This window comes from Pseudoselenomonas ruminis, from assembly GCF_008271295.1.
GTDB lineage: Bacteria > Bacillota > Negativicutes > Selenomonadales > Selenomonadaceae > Selenomonas_A > Selenomonas_A ruminis.
Genome location: NZ_VTOY01000002.1, coordinates 349,748 through 368,688, shown reverse-complemented (window position 1 = coordinate 368,688; position 18,941 = coordinate 349,748). Strand labels below are relative to the sequence as shown.

Here is an 18,941-nt window from a genome sequence, read left to right as displayed (position 1 = left end):
GGCCCAGGCAAACCAGAGCAGCAGCTCGGTTCTCAGCCTGCTCCAGTAAGCAATCGCTGGATGTTGATACTATCGGTATTAGGCAAAACCCTCTCCTTCGGGAGAGGGTTTTTTTGTTTCTGGTCGAATAATAATAAATAGGATAGAAAGAAGTGGAGGCGGGGATAGTGAAGGCGAATAAAAATAGTAATGACTTATTAGTCGATGCGACGCGTGCTATGCGTGAATTGGTGTTGGCGGAACTGTTTAGCCCAGCAGAAACCGTACAGGAGGATATCGCAGCATTGCGTTTGCTGCCGGCAGGCATGCAGCATTGTGTATTGTGCTTTCATGGTTTGCAGGAAGAAAAGCTGCAGGCAGAAGACAGCGATGCTTATGAGACCTTACTCAAAGAAGTCCTGCGCTATGGAGACGAGACGGTTATTGCTCGTTATGCGGAGGTCGGCACAGAGTTGCCTGTCCCGGAGCTCCGCAAAATTGCCCGGCAATTTTTTGAGGCACGACGCTGGCGTGAGGCATTGCTTTTTTATCAGCAACTGCCTGCTGATGCCCCGGAGGTTGATGTGGATTTTTGGTACGGCGTAGGGGGATGCTGCATGAATCTTAAAATCTATGAGACAGCCCTCGAATGTTTTGAAAAGGCTAAGACGCTGGGATGGAAACTGAAAAATGTCGATACATATATTAGCTGGTGCAAGGAGGGCTTGGCGTAATGATTAAGATTTCTGCTTGCGTAATCGTGAAAAACGAAGAGAAAAATATCGAACGCTGGTTAAAAAATGTAAAAAAATACTCGGATGAAATCATTGTTGTTGATACTGGTTCTACGGATAGAACTGTAGAAATTGTCAAAAAAAGTAAAGTGAAACTTTATTTTTTTAAATGGATCAATGATTTTTCGGCTGCTAAAAACTATGCTATCAGCAAAGCGAAGGGGAACTGGATTGTTTTTTTGGATGCGGATGAATATTTTACCCCATTGGCTTGCAAGCGCCTGCGTCCATATTTGGAGAGTATCCATAATGATGGCATGGTTATGGGGATTCGCAGCCCGCTAATTAATATTGATGAAGATAATGATAATGAGATATTATCTACAGTGGAACAAGTGCGTATATTTCGCAAGGATAAGACTGTTTTTTATGTGGAGCCGATACATGAATATATAAATTGTACAAAAAAAAGATCATATCCGTTTATTATCTCGGATTTGACCATTTATCATACAGGCTATTCAGCATCGGTAAACCGCAAAAAAACAGAACGGAATTTGGAGCTTCTAAAATTGGATATTGAAAGGGCTGGCGGGGAAAATGAATTTCATTATCCATATTTAGCAGTGACGTATATTAATATGCGTGAATTTGACAAGGCTATTCATTATGCAGAGCTTTGCATAAAAAATCCGAATCGTAAGGTTAGATCGCAGCTTGGTCAGATGTACCATATCATATTGGGATCGATCCGGGCGAAGGGGGGAGATTTAGATGAGCAGCAGGCAATCGTTGATCGGGAATTAAAAGATCTGCCTAATCATGCCGATGCGCACTGGGAAAATGGCCGGTTGGCTTTTATGCGATTTGATTATGTTTTAGCGTTAAAAGAATTTGATGAGGCACTAAAATGGGATGAATATGCCAAGGATCCGCGGCACTTTAGCGAAGAATCCGTATTGGATAAGAGCCTTTATTATCTATACGAATTAAAAGCTAAAATTGAGATGGAACGTGGGGAAATCCAGCAGGCAATCCTTGATTATAAAATTTCGTTGCAGAAATATTCCTATAATGCCAGAGCTTTGGTGGTTTTACTGAATTTATTGCGGGATTATCCACCAGTGGAGACAATAGATTTTTTGAAGGAAATCTATGATGAAGAGGATGAAAAAGAATATAAATTCCTCTGCGATTGCTTGGAACGTTCGCCACGGAATGAGGTATATCTGTACTTTGTCCGTCCGGAGCCAGAATCTTATTCGGCTTTGATGGCAGTAGGTGCATATCCGCAAGCGGCAAACGAAGCGGCAAAGCGTTTGCGCAGTATCTATGACATGGCTTTGCAGTGGTATGAGCCGGATAATCCCCGGAATGTTTGGCAGGTATTACTGCCACCTGAATGGAAAAAAAAAACAAGCCGCTAGTCAGTATCATGATACCCACCTATAACCGGCCAGAATTATTCGAACAGACGTTGCAGAGTGCTTTGAATCAGGACTATGAAAATTTCGAAGTGCTTGTAAATGACAATAGCAGCAATGATGATACGGAGCAATTGATGCAGAAGTATTTGTCAGACCCACGTTTACATTACAACCGTAATCGCGGGGCGAAAACCAAGGAAGAAAACTTCAGCTCGTTTGAATATCAGGCAAAGGGCGAATATCTTCAGTGGTGTATGGATGATGATATGCTGGCGCCAAATAAACTGAGCAAAATGATAGAATGCTTTGAAAAGCATCCCGAGGTTACGCTGGTAACCTCGCAGCGTGGGGTCGTAAATGGCGATGGCATGCTGATAAAGCAGTGGAAGGCACCGGTCAAAATAACAGCGGAGTATGAAGTATTAGCAGGAGCTGATACGGCGCTTACGACATTAGCTAATGCGACGAATTTTATCGGCGAGCCGTCAGCGGTTTTGTTCCGCCGGCGGGATTTGAAGAATCATTATTGGCATGCGGAGAGTCGTGGATATTTGACAATTTCTGATATTGCAATGTGGCTGGAGCTGTTAGAGCACGGTGATATAGCAATATTTCGTGAGCCGTTGAGCTATTTCCGCCGTCATAAGGGACAGGAGGGTGCTCAGGGAGATGTCATCCTCCTTAGCCGGCTCGAATGGATTCGGCTGAATCGTGAGTATTATCAGCGGCAGGTATTTCCTTATACTAAAGAACGCTACAAGTTGTTCTTGAAACATATACTAGCTGATGCGGAAAGCTGCCAAAAACTAAAGGCGCAGTCAACGGACGAAATGTGGAAACGTTATACATCCGGACTGCAAGCAGTAAAAGAAGAATTGGATGCGGTAGGAGAATAACTATGAGAATCCGCGAATTGTTGCAACAGATGGATGCAGCCTATGCACAACATGATATGGAAGGGGCCTTGGCTTGGGCTGATAAGGCGTTGGCGCAAAGGCCTAAAGATCGTGTGGTTTTAGAGCGCATATTGACGCTTTATATCGATAATCGAAAGAAGAAACAAGCGCAGACGGCGCTCGCTTTATTGCAGCAGCAATTCGCGCTGACAGGCTATGAGCTTTTTTTACAGTGCCGGGTGGAGTATCTGTGTCAGCAGTATGACTCAGCTATTCAGCATGGGGAAGAGGCACTGCAAAGAGGCGATATGGAGCCATGGCAGACGGCGATGGTTCATAACATCTTAGGACGGGTATATCGTGAGCTTGGGAAGATGGAGGATGCTGTCCGCCATTATGCGATAGCCGGGACCGATGAATATACCGGTCCAAATCCTAATGAGAATATGAAACTGATGCAATATGCTGATTATAGCAATTATCTTTTTACGCTGCATTATACCAAGGCAGATAGAGAGAAATTGTTTCAGGTATCAAAGCATTTTTCGCGGCTGTTTACCGATGTAACTGTTTATCAGCATGATAAGTCGCGTCATCAACATAAAAAGATACGAGTTGGGTATATATCGCCGGATTTTCGACGTCATGTGGTTGCTTTCTTTATTTATGCAATGTTGAAGGAGTATGATCACAGCCGGTTTGAAATCTATGCCTATGCGAATTGTGCAGAAGATACCATCAGTGAGGAATATAAGGCCTGTATTGATGGCTGGTGCAATATCCAGTATATGAGTCCCAAGCAGGCGGCACAGCAGATTTATACGGATGAGATCGATATCTTGGTGGACCTGGCCGGTCATACATCCAACAATTGCCTGCCGGTTTTGGCCCATAAGCCGGCACCAGTACAGGTATCGGGAATTGGCTGGTTTGATACTACTGGTCTTGATACTGTCGATTATTTTTTGGCTGATTACTATACGGATCCTGTCGGGATGAATGAGGCCTACTTTACCGAGAAACTGTTGCGGCTGCCACATAGTCATTTCTGCTATATGTGGCATGATGCACCGAAGGCGATTCAGATGTCAGCTTATCGCAAGAATGGCTATATCACCTTTGGCAGTTTCAATAACTTTGCCAAGGTAAGTGATGAAGTCCTGGAGGTATGGGGAGAAATCCTCCGGCGAGTGCCGGATAGCAGGCTTTATTTGAAGGCGAAGATAATCAATATTCCCGCTGGAAAAAAAAGTGTGGAACAACGGCTGCAGCAGGCAGGAATACCGCTGGAACGCGTCATAATGGAAAAAGCGGAGCAGGCATATCTTCATTGCTATCAAAAGATGGATATTGCGCTTGATACCTGGCCATATCCTGGTGGAGGTACGACCTGCGATGCGCTATATATGGGCGTTCCTGTCATTACTTTGGCCGGGAAACGTCATAACTCCCGTTTTGGCTATAGCCTGTTGATGAATATGGGGTTAGAAGAGTGCTGTGCGTTTTCGGCCGAGGAATATATCGTGAAGGCTGTGAAACTAGCACAGAATAACGACAGATTAAGTGAATTGCATCAGAATCTACGCCGTATGATGCGTCAGTCTCCTGTCATGGATGAGGGACTCTATATGGCTGATTTGGAGGCTGCCTATGAGCAGATTTGGATGCATTGGCTCCATCCGGAGGCAGAGGTGCTAGATGTAGGCAGTATGATAGGGAATTTATCCGCAGCAGCTTGTGAACAGCGGGCAAGATGTTTCCTGGAAGATTCCAGTGTGCATGGTGCTAAACGGGCAAAAATCTGGCTGCAACGGGTGGTGGCACTGCAGCCACAACAGGCTATGGTATGGGCGATACTCAGTGAAGTCAATCATCAGCTGCTGGACTATGAAGGGGAATATCAGGCGGCGAAAAAGGCGATTGCTGTTGCTGGTGCCCCAGGGAATCTTTTATCGAGACAGGCGTGGCTGGAGATTCATTGCCGGCTGGGCTTCGCGGCTTTGGTACGTGGCAGTCATGCGGAGGCTTTTGATGCGTATCGGGAGGCATGGCAGAGTGCAACCGATGATCCTATGCGCCTTGGCATGTTTGATTCTCTGTTGCTGACAGCGCATTATTTGCCATTTTCCTCACAGGATATTTTTGACTTGACTAGTATTTATCAGGGAATTTTACCAGCGGTAAAGAAATATTCGCAGGCAAATGAGACACGATCTATAGGCCGTAAAATCCGCATTGGATATTTGTCGCCGGATTTTCGTCTGCATGTCATGTTTGCCATGTATTATGGTATGCTTGCTTGCTATGATAAAAAGGAATTTGAAGTAATATGTTATAGTCTAAGTGAAAAAGAGGATGGCTATACGGAAGAAATCAAACGGCTGGTAGATGATTTTGTACCATTAGCGCGAATGACGGCCGAAACAGCAGCAAAACGCATCTATGAGGATAAGCTGGATATTTTGGTTGATCTGGCAGGACATTCTTTGAAAAATGGTCTAATGGTTATGGCCTATAAGCCTGCGCCTATACAGATGTCTGGTCTTGGTTATCTGTCGACAACTGGGATGGATGCGATAGATTATTTCTTAACCGATGAGATAGTTGATCCTGTTGGAAAACATGAGAGATATTTCACGGAGAAACTGCTGTATCTGCCTAGTCAGTTTTCCTATACAGGGCGGAGTGATGTCCAAGTTCCGCAGGGGGCTCCCTGCCGAGAGACAGGATATATTACGTTTGGTGTGTTTAATCATTATCGAAAAATAACGGATGAGATGCTAACTGCATGGCGAGAGATCATGGAACAGGTTCCAAAATCACAGCTTTTATTGAAATCGCAGGAGCTTGTTAGTGATTCCCTGGTAGATCAGGCCTACCGGCGTATGAAAAAACTTGGCTTTGATATGGAGAGGGTACAGTTCGAAGCAGCTGACCTTAAGTATATGGATAGATATCTCGATATAGATATTGGGTTAGATACTTATCCGTATACCGGCGGTGGTACGACCTTTGATTCTTTATATATGGGCGTGCCTGTTGTTACGCGTTTTGATGAGCGGAGAAATACCAGATTCGGGGTCAGTGTATTGACACAGATTGGCTTGCAGGAGCTTGCTGCTGCGGATATAGAGACATATATCAAGGTGGCGGTAAGTTTGGCTGAGGATAGGGATGTGCTGGATATGCTGCACAAAAAGCTGCGTTCGTTCATGCAACAAGCAAAAGGAATAAAGCCGCAAGAATACGTAAGTGAATTGGAAAAGCAATATAAGCGTATTGTATGCAAGTGTTAGGGAGGAAAAGACATGGGGAAAGCAAAGCGCAGGATTGCAAAAGATATCAAGAAAAATCAGGTGGATATAAAACAGCATGAGTTTCAGGGATTGAAACAAAAGCTGAAGAATGAGATTGCGGCGAAACATTATGCAGATTCGTTGGAAGTTTTAGCCCAATTGATTGGTGAAGGCTGCCGTGATGCAGAAATCATGTATTGGGGAGCTGTGGCCTATTTTTATTTGGGTGATTATACACGAGCCGCCAGCTGGATAGAGAATACACTGACTTTTGCTCCAGGACATATCGAAGTAAGGTTGTTATTAGCTCGTCTATGTATGATACAAGATCGATTTGATGATGCAGAAGCGATTTTAGATTCCTTGAATGAGATGCAGAATCTTACGGAGGCACAGCGACAGGAGTATGAGCAGGTAGCTGAACTTTATAAAGAATTGTTACCTGTACAAGCAGCGAATAATAATTGGGAATTTGTTACGAGTGGGGAAAAAGTAACGAAGGATGAGGACTGGGAAATCATTGATCGTAGTGATGCGTTAAACATTGCACCGAGTGCTGCCAGTGTGGAAAAAGCACCAGGAATAAAAATAAACAGTCTGGATAGAAATCAAAAATTTATTATTTTCTGGGGGGGATTAGGAAATCAGCTTTCACAGTACGTATTTTTGCGTTGGTTGGAAAAGAAGACCGGACAGTCTTATTTGATAGATGATAGCTTTATGTGCCGGCCACAAGTGCAGCATAATGGTTATGAGCTGGAACGAATCTTTGGGCTTGACCTTCCGCTTATGAGTAAGATGATTGCTGCTGAAGATTGGAACGTTATGATGGAGCGATATCTTGCCGGCAAGACTATTCCGCAACAACTTTTGGAGCTTGGTTATCCTTTGACGCTGGTAGCTGAGTCTACTGATTATTCTTTTGCAGGTAATGTCGTACGCGTACCAGTAGCCTATAATAGTTTATTAGCTGATACGCAGGGGATGATTTATTATCATGGCTATTGGCCAGATCATCAATATTTTGAAGATATAAAGGATGATGTACTAAAGGAGTTGCAATTCCCTGCACTGACGGATGAAAGGAATCGGGAATATGCTGAAATGATAAAAAATACCAATTCTGTTTGTATTCATATCCGCCGTGGAGATTTTTTGAATCTGAATTGGGAACTGGATCCAGCAGAGTATCGGAAGGCAGAGCAGTATTTTGAGTCGAAAGACAGCAATCTGGTATACTACATTTTTTCCGATGATATTCCTTGGTGCAAGGCCCATCTGCAAGAATTAGGCCTCGATTCGCGGCAGACTGTATTTGTAGAAGGAAATGCAGGTACTAAATCTTATATTGATATGCAGCTAATGTCTTATTGCAAACATTTCTTCATTCATCGGAGTTCTTTTTCTGATTGGGCATCGATGTTGAGCGAGAATCGGGGGGGGGTTATTATCCGGAAAAAATTTAAAGCCCCGTGGGAGAAATAAGTGGAGATAGTAATATGACTGAGATAGAAAAAATGACAGCGATGCTAATCGATGATATAAAGAATAGTCGCTTTGAAGAGGCCCTTAAAAATTTTGAACGTTTAGATATGAATATGTCATCGGATATTGGTGTGTTGTATTTAGGGGCAAGACTGTATTATAGATTTCATCAGTATGAGAAATGTGAGTCTTGCGTAAAAAAAATTCTTCACAATTATCCAGATCATTATGAAAGCAATATTTTGTATGCAGATTTATGTATACAGAAAAAGGAATGGGGAAATGCCGAAAAAATTTTCAAACAAGTGATAGCTAAAGATAATCTTTCAGATAAGGAAAAAAATTCGATCAAGCAAAAGTTAGAGATTGTATCACATGAGTTGGGAAAACTTGCAATTTGGCAGAAAAATGAAGAAAATCTCAAGGCTTTAAAACAAATTCAGAAAGGGAAAAACTATAATACTTGTCAGAAAAATATCGCGTTAATCCGGACAAGAAGTGAGGAGCTTTGGGTTTCATTAGAGCGGGAAGAACTGCCAGTGGCGTATCAATCCGTGATAAAGTTTCTAAAGAATGTCATATATACTTGTGCTAAGATTAAAAAAGAAAATACGAAATGCCAGCGTTATGTTGACTATGAATTGATTCCCTTCTGCAGTGAACTTAGTGTACGCTTAAAATATGCTTTAGGCATAGAGACAGTCGAAGAATCTTTCCAGAAACGCGAGCATTTATTTGACAATTGGCAGGCTAAGCGGAAAAAGGATGGCCATAATAAAGTTTCAATTATCTTGACGGCTTACAATAAATTAGAATACACGAAAAAAGCGGTTGAAAGTCTTTTTAAGTATACGGATTTTTCAGATGGACAAGCAGAACTTATTACAATCAACAATGGTTCTACGGATGAGACAGAAGCATATTTTGAATCATTGCCGCATAAGAAAAAAATAAATCTGAAATATAATATATTAGAAAGCGGTGTAGGCACTTATCTGCTTGATGCCGAATATGTTGTGTATTTTGCTAACGATGTTATAGCTACTCCTAATTGGTTGGAGAATCTGACAAAGTGTATAGAGTCGGATGAGAAAATCCATTGGGTGGTGCCTACGTGTCCAGCACAGAGTATATCCAATTTACAAGGGATTACTATTCCATATAGCAATGATTTTTTTGGTATCGATGCGATAGAAGGTTTTGCTCGTGTTTATAACCAATCGGATGCAAGGAAATGGGAAGATCGGCCTTTATTGATGCCATTTGTGGCTATGGCGCATGTCTTTGAAGATTCAGAACTTAATCGCTGGGATCGGTCGTATTATCAAGCTGAATTCCTGGATGATGATTATTCGACAACCTTACGGCGTCATGGAATGCGGCAGGTACTGGCTAGGGATACTTTCTTGCACCACTTCGGTTCGATAACGCTTAGCGCAGCGCAGCGGAGCAATTCTTCACTCGAGAATATGCGTCAGGTGTTTCAAAATAAATGGGGTGTTGATGCCTGGAATTCCAGAGGGTTTTATCCGGGATTAGAAGGATACTTGCCAGAACTGCATAAAGAAAAAATCGATGTACTTATGCTGAATCCTTTGTTTGGAAATGCTTATTGCCAGATTGTGAATCATTATCGGAAAAATGGCGTAAGGATAGATTATGCCAAGGCATTGATACAGGATGAAAGGTATAGGCAGGATGCAATCGGTTTAGGGATGGATATAGCCTGCCAGGATAATATGGAAGACTTGCTAGCAAACGAAACGCGGCAATATGATATTATTTGCAGCTGTGAACCATTGAATGATATCATCGTGCATGACGTAATCGGAGTCTTGGAAAAAGCCTATAATTTGCTCAAAGATAATGGCATTTTTATCGTTCCAATAACAAATCCAAGTTCTACTAGTTGTATTATCGATTGGATGATTTATGAGGGACCAGCGGATTTAGGACGTCAAGTAAATACCTTTCATGCAATAAAGATTCCGGATTTGCAGCAAGCCTTGACACAGCATCCATATCTGCATCGTTTCCGATTGAATTTCATCAGCGGGCAGGAAAATGTAAATCTCACGAATTCACTGGCTGAATATATCCGCAGCATTTGTCCGATGGATGATCATACGTTTAGTGCTTTGAAGAATCGTTTGAATAATTCGAAGGGCGATTTAATACTTTATCGTTGAAAAGGAGATTGTCATGAATGAAAAGTCATTAAAAGGATGGCTCAGTAATGAAAATATAACACGCAGGATTGTAATGTTGAATGGAGGCTTGGGAAATCAGGCATTTCAGTATATCTTTATGCGCTGGCTTGAGATAAAAACTAATTCAAGCTGTGTCATCGACGACAGTGCATTCTATGGTGAAAATATTGATTTCAATGGCTGGGAATTGGAGCGTATATTTGGCGTGAGACCAGCGAAATTAAGTGAGTTTGTCTCGCCGGGCAAATGGCAGGATATGCTCTGGGAAAAGGAGCGTGGTCGTGGGATAGCCCAGCAATTGCTTGATGATGGCAATCAGATAGCGATGGTTGCATCTACGAATGATTTTGCCTTTTCGGGTAATATTTACTATACAGGAACTTATGAGCCCAATGTATTACTTGCCAAAGGTTTATGGTATTTTCATGGCTATTGGATTGACAAGGCGTATTTCTATGAGATAAAGGATATTATTCTCAATGAATTTTCTTTTCCGGTTCTGACGGATTCGAGAAATATGCAGTATCGAGATGATATTCTGAATTCGAACTCAATCGGGATTCATATTCGTCGTGGCGATTTTATCAAGTGGAATATTGAGGCACCAATGGATTTTTACCAAAAAGCCATTGCGTATATTGATGAACGGGAAAGCCAGCCTACGTATTTTGTTTTCTCAGATGACTTGCCATGGTGCCAGGAAAATTTGGCAGCGATTGGTTTAGATGGGAAAAGAGTCGTCTTTGTTGATGGAAATAGTGGCCTGACGGCTTATATTGATATGCAGCTGATGTCTTATTGTAAGCATTTGATTATCGACCGCAGTTCATTTGCTTATTTGGCAGCACTACTTAACCAGCGCAGAGAAATCGTTATTAGTTCCACGCCGTCATTTAAAGTGTAGGAAGTGATAATATGAAAGCAGTGATTTTAGCGGGGGGCCTTGGTACGCGAATATCCGAGGAATCTCAGTATAAACCAAAGCCGATGATAGAGATTGGAGGTATGCCGATTTTATGGCATATCATGAAGGAATATTCTTATTACGGCATCAATGATTTTATTATCTGTGCTGGATATAAGCAGTTTATCATTAAGGAATGGTTTAACAATTATTTCTTATATACCAGCGATGTCACGTTTGACTTTACACATGGGAAACAGATAATTCTTCATGAACAGCATTCCGAGCCATGGCGTGTCACAATTGTGGATACTGGTGATGATACGATGACTGGCGGACGTATTAAACGGATTCAAAAATATGTTGGTGATGAGCCGTTTTGTATGACGTATGGTGATGGCGTTTGTGATGTGGATATTCGCAAGCTGCTGGAGTTTCATGCCAGTCATAGGAAACTGGCGACGTTGACATCGGTTCAGCAGGATCAGTCGAAAGGTGTATTGAATATTGGTGGAGATAATGCGGTAAAGTCATTCCGCGAGAAAGCTATTCAGGATGGCGCCCTTATAAATGCCGGGTATATGGTGCTCGAGCCAGGAATATTTGAATATCTCACTGATGATACCTGTGTGTTTGAACAGGAACCGATGGAAAGACTGGCAGAAGATGGTCAGCTGATGAGCTATCATCATAAAGGTTTTTGGCAATGCATGGATACCTTGCGTGAAAAGATGCAGCTGGAGGCACTGTGGGCAAATGGAACAGCACCGTGGAAGGTTTGGGATTGAAGTTCAAATGGAGGCTAGAGAATGAATCAGCGGGAGATGCATGATAAGATACTTGCGATGGTGCGGGAGTACTGCGATACGTTCCACAATCAGGATGAAGGTTATAAAGAAGGCGAGCGTATACCTTATGCGTCCCGCGTTTATAATCATGAGGAAATGGAGAATCTTGTTGATAGTGCTTTGGAGTTTTGGTTGACTTCGGGACACTATGTTAAGGAATTTGAAAAAGGGCTAGCTGAATATTTGGGCACGAAGTTTGTTTCCGTGGTTAACAGCGGCTCTTCCGCCAATCTGCTGGCGTTTATGACACTTACTTCACCGCTATTGAAGGAGCGCCGTATCCGTCGTGGTGATGAAGTAATTACAGTAGCAGCGGGTTTTCCGACTACGGTTTCGCCGATTATCAATTATGGTGCAGTGCCGGTGTTCGTGGATGTGACGATTCCGCAGTACAATATTGATGTGACCAAACTGGAAGCGGCGCTATCCGAAAAGACAAAGGCCGTTATGATTGCGCATACTCTTGGCAACCCCTTTGATCTTAAGGTTGTGAAGGATTTCTGCGACAGACATAATCTTTGGCTTATCGAAGATAACTGCGATGCGCTTGGTTCGCTTTATACCATTGATGGCGAGGAAAAATTCACTGGCAGCATCGGTGATATTGGTACGTCGAGTTTCTATCCGCCACATCATATGACCATGGGACAGGGCGGCGCGGTCTATACGAAAAATCCGTTGCTCCATAAGATTATCCGCTCTATGCGTGATTGGGGACGTGACTGTGTCTGTGCTTCTGGGCAGGATAACTTCTGTGGTCACCGTTTTGACGGTCAGTATGGAGAACTGCCGAGAGGCTATGATCATAAATACGTTTACAGCCATTTCGGCTTGAATCTCAATATTACAGATATGCAGGCAGCGGTAGGGGTAGCTCAGCTGAAGAAATTTCCAAAATTTGTGGAACGCCGGCGCTATAATTTTGACCGTCTGTATAACGGTTTGCAGGACGTAAGTGACAAGCTGATTTTGCCGGAACCGGCGGAGGGGAGCAAGCCAAGCTGGTTCGGTTTTATGATGACTTGTAACGGTATAGAACGGCAAAAAATCGTGCCCTATATTGAAAGTCGCGGCGTGCAAACGAGAATGCTTTTTGCCGGCAACCTCATCAAGCACCCTTGCTTTGATGAAATGCGTGCAAGTGGTGATGGTTATCGCGTAGTGGGCAGTCTTGAGAACACCGATCGTATCATGAACGACACCTTTTGGGTAGGTGTATACCCTGGCATGACTGATGAGAAGCTCGACTATATGATTAAGGTGATTAAGGAATCTGTGGAAGAAGCGTAATCGCTGACGGTAATGGAATGATTTCTGAGGGATTATAATTTGGAAGGCTGGAGGAAAATGCAGAGAATAGAAAGGCCACAAACTGTTGAGGAGTTAAAAAAAGCCGCGTTGGAAGTGCGCAAGAATTTGCTGAAACTGTGTTCATTGCAGACCATTCATATTGGTGGTGATTTGTCTGTGGCTGATGTTATGACTGTTCTTTGGCAGTATCAGATGAATTATGATCCGCAGGATCCAAATTGGGAAAAACGGGATCGTTTTGTGCTATCGAAGGGCCATGCATCGGCGGTGACGAGTTTTAATCAGGCTGCTATCGGCTGTTTTTCGGCGGAGGATGTATGGAATGAGTATGCGACCGATGAAGGCCGTTTTTCCATGCATTCCTGCAATTTAGTCAATCCTTATGTTGAGGTGTCGACGGGAAGCCTTGGTCATGGTTTTCCCGTGGCCTGTGGTATGGCGGCAGGATTACGGCTAAAGGGAAACAATACCAGCCGTGTTTATGTGGTCATGGGTGATGGTGAACAGTCGGAAGGTTCGATTTGGGAGGCTGCGATGTATGCTGTCCAGCAGAAATTGGGGAATCTGGTGGCGATTGTGGATTTCAATGGTCTGGAAGCGGATGGCAGTTTGGAAGAGATTACAGCACTCGGCGATATTGCTGAAAAGTATCGGGCATTTGGGTGGAATGTCTGTGAATTCGATGGACATGATATTGCGAATATAAAAGGGTATTTTGATAATCTGCCACCTGTTGATTCTGAGCAGCCAACTGTATTTATATGCCATACAATCAAGGGCAAAGGTGTTGATTTTATGGAAAACCAAGCGCGATGGCATGCTGGTAAGATTACGGAAGAGCAATATGCTGCTGCTGTTGTTGATCTGGAATCAAAATTTGCTCAGGAAGGAGCGCAAGGATGATTAAGATTGATTTTGAAAAGAAAACATTTTTGCGTGATGTCCTGGGCGGCTATATGCAAGAGCTTGGCAGACAGGATGAAAAAGTTGTGGTAGTTAATGCAGATTTGATGGGAACTTGCCGCAATCGCAGTTTTGTGGCAAGTTATCCAGAGCGTAGTTTCAATGTCGGTATTGCTGAGCAGAATATGATAAGTTTTGCCGCAGGTCTTGCCCATGAGGGGTTCAAGCCTTATGCATTTTCCATGGCACCGTTTATCTCCATGCGTGGGCTGGAACAGTGCCGCACGGATGTGGCTTATGCAGGACTTGATGTGCGCCTTATGGCAACTTATGCAGGAGTCTCGGGCGGTATCTCCGGAGCAACCCATTGGAGTCTCGAAGATTGTGGTATCATGTGCAGCATTCCCAATATGACTGTAGTGGAGACTTGTGATGAAGTACAGGCAAAAAAGTTATTGGAAAAATCACTGGATTATTCTGGACCCATCTATATTCGAAGCAGTGTAGAGCCAGTAATAGGCATCTATGACGATAGTTATGACTATGAAATCGGCCGTGCCGATACGATAATGGCTGGGGACGATGGTGCGTTTATCTGTGCTGGTGTGACGGTAAAATATGCAGTACAGGCGGCAAAGAATATTTTCCAAAAGCATGGTAAAAAAATCCGGGTCGTGGATATGCATACCATAAAGCCAATCGATCGTCAGGCAATAAGAACTGCAGCTGCTACCGGAGCCGTGGTGGCAGTGCATGATCATAATGTAATGGGTGGCTTAGGAACGCAGGTAGGACAGGTACTAGCAGAAGAAGGTATTGGGGTAAGATTTGCGAACATAGGGCTCAAGGATCACTTCGAGCCAATGGCGCATGCGTCGTATTTATATCATAAATTTAGCCTTGATGCGGAGGGCTTGGAACAGGCTATGCTTGGTTTGCTGAAATGAGGATAAGATGAAGACTATAGTAATTACGGGCGCTACGAGTTTTATCGGTGTGCATTTGATTGAGGAATTAGCAAAGCAGGAAAAATATATCATATATGCTGTAATCCGGCCACAATCCAGCAATAAATGTCGCTTGGATTCAATAGCGGGGATACATGTGCTGGAATGCGACTTGACTGAGATGAATAACTTGTCTGCGATGCTTCCAGACCGGATAGATGTATTCTATCATCTGGCTTGGGAAGGTGCCCGTCGTCCTCAGCGCGATGATGCAATGTTACAGGAAAATAATTATAAGGCGGCAGTGGAAGCTTTTCGGTTAGCAGAAGCTAAAGGCTGTCAGGTTTTTGTTGGAGCGGGATCACAGGCAGAGTATGGCAAAACGGTTGGTGAAATTACAGAGGATTATCCGGCTAATCCAGTCACAGAGTATGGAAAGCATAAGCTGAAAGCATATCAGGAAATCTGCCGTTTAAGCAAGGGAAAAGGGATAGTTGTAAAATGGCCCAGGATTTTTAGTGTATATGGGAAATATGATTATGAAGGAACTCTTTTGATGTCTGCCATAAAGAAGTTCCAATGCAATGAGCCGTTGGATATGACTGCAGGTGTTCAGAATTGGAATTACCTGTATGTGCGTGATGTTGCGAAGATGTTACTGTATGCCGGTACAGAACCTTGTGAAGATGGTGTGTATAATTTTGCCAGCAAAGATAATCGCCGTTTGTGTGAGTATATAAACGAGTTGAAAAAAATCGTGCAGTCGGATAGCAAACTGAATTTTGGCGCTATTCCTTATGGCAGTGAGGGGGTGGTTAGTTTTGAACCGATTATCGATAAATTCCTGAACTGTTTCCCTGATTTTACTTTTACGGCGTTTACTATGGGAGTTAGAGAAATGTTGGAAAGTGCCAGGGAAAAATAAGCGGATAATCAGCACTGTATTTCATGGGGGTGCGGTATGAGTAAAGTGGATGTTGATTTTTATAAAGGGAAGAAAGTTTTCATAACAGGGCATACAGGATTTAAGGGAACTTGGCTTTGTAAGATCCTTTCAGTGATGGGAGCTGAGGTGTGTGGCTATGCTGCCGGCTATCCTACAGTTGAAGGAAAGCAGGTTTTTGAGCAGTTGGATTTTTCTGGCAGGGTCCACAGTATCCAAGGAGATGTCTGTGATTTAGAACAGCTAAAAGCATGTTTGGCAGATTTTTCACCAGATATTGTTTTTCATTTAGCGGCACAACCGATTGTTACACTCAGTTATCAGCATCCGGTTGAAACATACCGTACCAATGTCATGGGCACTGTGAATATACTTGAATGTGTGCGCTTGACTGATAGCGTAAAATCGGTAGTAAATGTAACGACGGATAAAGTGTATGAGAATCAGGAGTGGGAATGGGGCTATCGGGAGAATGAACCACTTGACGGATTCGATCCCTATTCGAACAGCAAAAGTTGTTCAGAATTGGTTACGCATAGCTATAACAATAGTTTTTTTAGAAAGCGTAAAATTGCAGTATCGACCGCTAGAGCTGGAAATGTAATTGGTGGTGGCGATTTTTCGGTAAATCGCATTATTCCGGATTGTGTTCGGGCTGCATACGAATCAAAGGTTATAAAAGTTCGCAATCCATATTCTATCCGGCCGTATCAGCATGTGCTGGAACCATTATATGCATATCTTTTGTTGGCACAGGAACAATATCAGAAGTTTGAGCTGGCTGCTGCTTATAATGTGGGGCCGGATGAGTGTGATTGTGTCAGCACAGGTGCGTTGGTGGATTTATTCTGCAAGAGCTGGGGCAGAGATGTTTCGTGGGAAAACGTTAGTTGTGATGGGCCGCATGAAGCGAAATTCCTGAAACTTGATTGTTCCAAGTATAAGGCAACGTTTAAGTGGCGGCCACATTGGCATATACAAATGGCAATCGAGAAAACGATTGAATGGGCAAAATGCTGGCAGGATGCAGGAGATATTAATGCCCTCATGGAATTACAAATAAAAGAATTTTTTGCAGTTGATGAGGAGAAAAAGTTATGAAAAAGGCAATTATTACAGGGATAACGGGTCAGGATGGTTCGTATCTAGCCGATTTGCTGATTGAAAAAGGCTATGAGGTTCATGGCATTATCCGCCGGCATAGTACAATCTGTACAGAGCGCATTGATCATTTATTTAACGATGATACGTTGCGTGACCGGTTTTTTATGCATTATGGTGATTTGACGGATTCGTGTAATTTAGCCTCGTTGATTCGGCAGATTAAGCCGGATGAGGTATATAATTTGGCGGCGCAATCGCATGTAGCCGTGTCGTTTGAGGTGCCGGAATACACAGCAGAGACTACTGGTGTGGGTGTTATCCGTTTGCTGGATGTCATTCACCAAAGTGGCCTTGATTGTAAGTTCTATCAAGCTTCAACGTCGGAATTATTCGGTGGTATTCCAGGGACGGCACCGCAGGATGAGGATACGCCGTTTTATCCAAAATCTCCATACGGCGTAGCAAAGCTATATGGATATTGGATTACGAAGAATTATCGTGAATCGTATGACATGTTTGCCAGCAATGGTATTTTATTCAATCATGAATCGCCGCGCCGTGGTGAGACCTTCGTTACGCGTAAGATTACCATAGCGGTGGCTAAAATAGCGTCAGGGCTGCAGGAAAAACTGAGTCTAGGCAATCTGAATGCAAAGCGCGATTGGGGGTTTGCTGGTGACTATGTAGAAGGTATGTGGCGTATCATGCAGCAGGATAAGCCGGGGGATTATGTTCTGGCTACAAACGAAACGCATACGGTTCGTGAGTTTGTGGAGAAAGCCTTTGCCGTAGTTGGCGTTGATATAGAATGGCAAGGTGAAGGAGTCTCGGAAAAAGGCTATGATAAAGCTACCGGTAAGTTGCGTGTTGATGTAAATCCACGTTATTTCCGCCCCGCAGAGGTAGAGCTGCTATGGGGAAATCCTGCCAAAGCTGAACGGGATCTTGGCTGGAAACGAAAGGTTTCGTTTACCCAGTTGGTAGAAATGATGGTACGTGCAGATATGGAGCTGTTAAAAAAATGAAAATTTTAATTACTGGTGCGAGTGGATTAGTCGGACATAGTATTGTGGAGTGCAAAGCAATGCAGGAGCATGAGCTTTTGACACCGGGACATAAAGAACTTGATTTAGAGGATATGAATGCAGTAGTGGAATTCCTGAAGAAAGAGAAGCCAGACTGTATTATTCATGCGGCTGGCAAGGTCGGCGGTATTGCAGCGAATACGAAGGCACCTATGGAGTTTCTGCTAGCTAATATGGATATGGGACGCAATATCATTTATGGTGCTTATAAGGCTGGAATCAAGAAATTTATTAATCTTGGTAGTTCCTGCATGTATCCACGCAACAGTGAAAAGCCACTTACAGAGGATATGGTGCTCAAAGGGGAATTGGAGCCTACCAACGAAGGGTACGCGCTGGCCAAGGTAATGTGTGCAAGATTATGTGAATATATTTCGCGTGAGCATCCGGAGTTTCAGTATAAAACCTTGATTCCATGCAATTTATTTGGCCGTTGGGATAAATTCCGGACGGAACGGGCACACATGATTCCAGCTGTTATCCACAAATTGCATGAGGCTAAAGAAAAAGGACTGGATACTGTTTCTATCTGGGGAAGCGGTCAGGCACGGCGTGAGTTCATGTATAGTGGGGATTTGGCAGATTGTATCGCTTATTGCTTGGACAATTTTGAAGCTATGCCGGCTTATATGAATGTTGGTATTGGGCATGATTATACTGTGGATGAATACTACCAAACTATTGCAGCGGTGATTGGATATAAAGGGGAGTTTGTGCATGATTTGTCCAAACCAGAGGGGATGAAACGCAAACTTACGGATGTCAATTTGTTGCATGAGTTTGGCTGGCAGGCAAAAACTTCGTTGACTGAGGGAATCCGTCAGGCTTATGAATTTTATTTGGCAACAGAGCAGTGACGGGAGGGATTA

General features: G+C 43.3%; 15 protein-coding genes. All 15 read left to right on the top strand.

Features of this window, described 5'->3' with window-relative positions; genetic code table 11:
- The first annotated feature begins 167 nt into the window (after window positions 1-167).
- From FZ040_RS05445 to FZ040_RS05375, 15 genes are read left to right on the top strand one after another with little or no spacing between them, the layout of a single operon-like run.
- Complete coding sequence (locus tag FZ040_RS05445; protein WP_149171064.1) at window positions 168-713, top strand: hypothetical protein; 546 nt, start codon at window positions 168-170, stop codon at window positions 711-713.
- Window positions 713-2,140: a tetratricopeptide repeat-containing glycosyltransferase family 2 protein gene (locus tag FZ040_RS05440; protein ID WP_149171063.1), complete on the top strand. Its 1,428-nt coding sequence runs from the start codon at window positions 713-715 to the stop codon at window positions 2,138-2,140. The genes FZ040_RS05445 and FZ040_RS05440 overlap by 1 nt, the downstream gene beginning before the upstream one ends.
- Window positions 2,116-3,036, top strand: coding sequence for a glycosyltransferase family 2 protein (locus FZ040_RS05435; protein ID WP_149171062.1), 921 nt, complete (start codon window positions 2,116-2,118; stop codon window positions 3,034-3,036). Before FZ040_RS05440 ends, FZ040_RS05435 begins: the two co-directional genes overlap by 25 nt.
- 2 nt (window positions 3,037-3,038) lie before the next feature.
- Window positions 3,039-6,332 (top strand): O-linked N-acetylglucosamine transferase, SPINDLY family protein, encoded by a 3,294-nt coding sequence (locus tag FZ040_RS05430; RefSeq protein ID WP_149171061.1) that lies wholly within the window; start codon window positions 3,039-3,041, stop codon window positions 6,330-6,332.
- 12 nt (window positions 6,333-6,344) lie between these two features.
- Window positions 6,345-7,817 (top strand): alpha-1,2-fucosyltransferase, encoded by a 1,473-nt coding sequence (locus FZ040_RS05425; RefSeq protein WP_149171060.1) that lies wholly within the window; start codon window positions 6,345-6,347, stop codon window positions 7,815-7,817.
- Window positions 7,818-7,831: 14 nt separating this feature from the next.
- On the top strand, window positions 7,832-10,006 hold the full coding sequence (locus FZ040_RS05420) for a glycosyltransferase (protein ID WP_149171059.1): 2,175 nt from the start codon (window positions 7,832-7,834) through the stop codon (window positions 10,004-10,006).
- Between the two features lie 13 nt (window positions 10,007-10,019).
- Window positions 10,020-10,931: an alpha-1,2-fucosyltransferase gene (locus FZ040_RS05415; protein WP_149171058.1), complete on the top strand. Its 912-nt coding sequence runs from the start codon at window positions 10,020-10,022 to the stop codon at window positions 10,929-10,931.
- Between the two features lie 11 nt (window positions 10,932-10,942).
- Window positions 10,943-11,719: a glucose-1-phosphate cytidylyltransferase gene (rfbF, locus tag FZ040_RS05410; RefSeq protein WP_149171057.1), complete on the top strand. Its 777-nt coding sequence runs from the start codon at window positions 10,943-10,945 to the stop codon at window positions 11,717-11,719.
- A gap of 21 nt (window positions 11,720-11,740) precedes the next feature.
- Window positions 11,741-13,069 (top strand): lipopolysaccharide biosynthesis protein RfbH, encoded by a 1,329-nt coding sequence (gene rfbH / locus FZ040_RS05405; RefSeq protein ID WP_149171056.1) that lies wholly within the window; start codon window positions 11,741-11,743, stop codon window positions 13,067-13,069.
- Between the two features lie 57 nt (window positions 13,070-13,126).
- Window positions 13,127-13,993, top strand: a complete 867-nt coding sequence (locus FZ040_RS05400) for a transketolase (protein WP_149171055.1) — start codon at window positions 13,127-13,129, stop codon at window positions 13,991-13,993.
- Window positions 13,990-14,940, top strand: coding sequence for a transketolase family protein (locus FZ040_RS05395; protein WP_149171054.1), 951 nt, complete (start codon window positions 13,990-13,992; stop codon window positions 14,938-14,940). The genes FZ040_RS05400 and FZ040_RS05395 overlap by 4 nt, the downstream gene beginning before the upstream one ends.
- A 7-nt stretch (window positions 14,941-14,947) precedes the next feature.
- Window positions 14,948-15,865, top strand: coding sequence for an NAD-dependent epimerase/dehydratase family protein (locus FZ040_RS05390; RefSeq protein WP_149171053.1), 918 nt, complete (start codon window positions 14,948-14,950; stop codon window positions 15,863-15,865).
- Between the two features lie 36 nt (window positions 15,866-15,901).
- Window positions 15,902-16,984, top strand: coding sequence for a CDP-glucose 4,6-dehydratase (rfbG, locus tag FZ040_RS05385; protein ID WP_149171052.1), 1,083 nt, complete (start codon window positions 15,902-15,904; stop codon window positions 16,982-16,984).
- Entirely contained in the window at window positions 16,981-18,012 is a 1,032-nt protein-coding gene (gene gmd, locus FZ040_RS05380) for a GDP-mannose 4,6-dehydratase (protein ID WP_149171051.1), read from the top strand. Before rfbG ends, gmd begins: the two co-directional genes overlap by 4 nt.
- A complete protein-coding gene (locus FZ040_RS05375; protein ID WP_149171050.1) occupies window positions 18,009-18,929 on the top strand; it encodes a GDP-L-fucose synthase family protein in 921 nt (306 codons plus the stop codon). Before gmd ends, FZ040_RS05375 begins: the two co-directional genes overlap by 4 nt.
- The last annotated feature ends 12 nt before the right edge of the window (window positions 18,930-18,941 follow it).